The sequence below is a fragment of the Lutibacter sp. B1 genome (assembly GCF_012524075.1).
GTDB lineage: Bacteria > Bacteroidota > Bacteroidia > Flavobacteriales > Flavobacteriaceae > Lutibacter.
Genome location: NZ_JAAZUI010000067.1, coordinates 1 through 2170, shown reverse-complemented (window position 1 = coordinate 2170; position 2170 = coordinate 1). Strand labels below are relative to the sequence as shown.

General features: G+C 25.8%; 1 protein-coding gene. It reads right to left on the bottom strand.

Annotation, left to right across the window (positions count from 1 at the left end):
• Window positions 1-134 precede the first annotated feature (134 nt).
• Window positions 135-2126, bottom strand: a complete 1992-nt coding sequence (locus HGB55_RS14725; RefSeq protein WP_168817797.1) for a hypothetical protein — start codon at window positions 2124-2126, stop codon at window positions 135-137.
• Window positions 2127-2170 lie beyond the last annotated feature (44 nt).

Below are 2170 nucleotides of genomic sequence, written 5' to 3'. Positions count from 1 at the left end.
CAACGGTTTAGGCTAGGAAAAGTTGCGGTTTTGAAACCGTAATTTTCCGCTGTTTAAATTTAATATTATTTTGTTTTAGAAACATTCTATTTTATTGAATTAAGCAATTTTTTTTAGCCATTGTTGGCATATCGTTACTTTGTTTCTTCTTCTAATCTTTTGTCAATTTCATTTTCAATTTGATTTTTTCCTATTTCATTAGCTTTTCGCAATTTAGGTTTGGTAAAAATGAATGAAGTTAGTAACCAAAACGCAATATTTCCAATTAAACCAATGTAAAAGTTTTGAAAATTTGATTGTTCTGTATTATTGTTATAAAAATAAATACCAACTAAAGTAAATATGGTGACAGAAATCGGAATTAAAATGTAAAAAATTAATTTGTTTTTTGAGATTTCCTTTTCATATTTTTTAAGTTCTTCCTCTTTGATTCTTTTTCTTAATGCAATTTCTGTTTTTGTTAATTTTTTTTTGTTTTTTTCTTTTTCCTTTTTTTCTTGTGCTAACTCTATTTTTGCCATATCTAAATCATCAACAAATTTCAATTTTACTTCTTGAAATTGTCTATTTAATTGTAGACCTACTTCTTCATCTGAAAGTCCTTGACTTATATTTTGATGAAGAGAATTTGCTATTTTTATTATTTCTTCAGGAGGAAGTTGGTCAATTTGCAATTCAGTGTCTAAAATTTTAGATAAATCACTTAATTCAAATGTGTTTTTTTCTGGTTGCAAATTCAGCCTAATCATATCTGCAAATAAATTTGAAAAATCATTAGGGTTAACATCTGTTCCTCCATTATCAATAGCAAGCATATTAATTAGGGTTTCTAATTTAATTGCCAATGGAAGATTGTTAATATGTGGTTTAGAATGAGAGTATTTATTTATTGAAACTTCTTGTGAAATTATAAAAGCTTTTTCATTTTTTCTATAATATTCCGTACCAGCGATTAATCCAACATCGTGGATTAAAGGAGCTTCTCTTTTATCTTTATTAGTTGTGTTGAAATATATAGTGTTTAACTCATTCTTTTTTCTCTCATCTTTTTGAGCTAATTGAATAGCATTATTAAGGTTTTCGTCATCATTAAACTCAACTATTTCAATGATATCATCTATTCTTTTTGGTGGTTCTCCAATTTGAGAGCAAAAAGTATTGAAATCTTCATTAAGGTGACAACCTCTTGCGACAGCAGATTTAATAAATTTATCATCACTTTCTTTTATTACTGAATAATCAAATTTAGACACATTTCTAACAATTTCTTTATTGATTTGGTCAACAGTATTGATATATTCATCTTTAGTAATATGTAAGTATCCTGGTTTAATATTTAATTTGGAAAAAATTTTGTCTAACTTCTTAAAAGCTTCAAAGTATTCACTTGCTTCTAGTCCTATATCAATCAGTATATTAGTATCTAAAATACATTTTGAATCACTAAATGCACTAATTGAAATCGGGTCTGCGCCAATAGAAGATTGGAGTAAGTTAGCTGAAAATGCGGATGTTCCATACTCCCAAAGGTAAGCGTCAATATCTGTATCTTTTTGATTTGTCAAACAGTCAATAAATTTTTCAATTAAAGAATTGACATCTTCTTTTTCAATGTTATTGTTATTCTTTGTTCTTCTTTCAATATGTTTAAAAATATCTTTACTTTTAGTCTTTATTTTATTAGATTTTGAATAACATAAATCAGAAATCCAATCAGCTGAATATGACTTAAAAAATTCAATTGTTGAATCTGAAAACCATTCAATTACGTTTTCTTTAGTAGAATGAAAAGGATAAAAGTATTTTTGAGTAATTCGTTCTAATCTATCTTTAGATTCGGTATATCTTTTATCTAATGTTTTTCTATTTTTTCTAGTTAATTTATATTTTTTATTAGAAAACTCAATTTCTTTTTGTTCTTCAAGTTTTGACAGGCTTTTTTCGGTTCTTTCAATTGCTATTTTTGTTTTAAGGATTTTCTCTATTTTAGCTTCAATTTCACTTAAAGAAAGAGCACTTTGATTAGAATATAAAATTTTAATTATTAATTGTGATATTGCATTTTTTGTTAAAGACTTTGAAGTACTATCAAGTCTTAAGTGTAAGGTTTTTAATGTTTTGTCCAATTTTATATCTTTTTATAGTTTTTTTTCAGTAATGTATGCCAACG